This is a genomic window from Pseudomonas sp. BN411 (assembly GCF_029871235.1).
In the GTDB taxonomy this organism is placed as follows: Bacteria; Pseudomonadota; Gammaproteobacteria; order Pseudomonadales; family Pseudomonadaceae; genus Metapseudomonas.
The window spans coordinates 1-553 of the sequence record NZ_SSOM01000008.1 but is presented as its reverse complement, the minus strand read 5'-3'; the positions used below and the strand labels follow the sequence as shown (position 1 = coordinate 553).

Sequence of the window (553 nt, the reverse complement as noted above, 5' to 3'; positions counted from 1 at the left end):
GTAATCGGCACCGAACAGCTGCTTGGCGCGGTCGATGGCCAGCTGCTCGACCTTGTCGACGAATTCGCAGCCACCGTAGTAGCGCTTGCCCGGGTAGCCTTCGGCGTACTTGTTGGTCAGCTCGCTGCCCTGGGCCTGCATCACCTGCGGGCTGGTGTAGTTCTCCGAGGCGATCAGCTCGATATGGTCTTCCTGGCGCTGGGCCTCACGGCGGATGGCGTCGAACAGGGCAGGGTCGAAGTCGGAGAGGGTCAGGCTCTTGTGGAACATGGTGGTTTTCCTTCTTGTTCGGTATCGGATTGGTAGAGCCCTTGTGGGGGCGAATTCATTCGCTAAGCAGGCCGCAGGCCTGCCCAACAACGTTGTCCGAGGGCTGCTGCGCAGCCCATAGCGAATGAATTCGCCCCCACAGAGTTCGCGCCGGTTGTACTCAAGCGTCCTGGTAGGCCTCGATGGACGGGCAGGCGCAGATCAGGTTGCGGTCACCATGGACGTTGTCCACGCGGCCCACCGGCGGCCAGTACTTGCCGTCCACCAGGCTGGCGCTGGGGTA

1 pseudogene is annotated in these 553 nt (G+C 62.7%); it reads right to left on the bottom strand.

Features of this window, described 5'->3' with window-relative positions:
• Window positions 1-270: pseudogene (glyA, locus tag E8F06_RS00065) on the bottom strand (serine hydroxymethyltransferase); the annotation flags it as partial.
• Window positions 271-553: the final 283 nt, after the last annotated feature.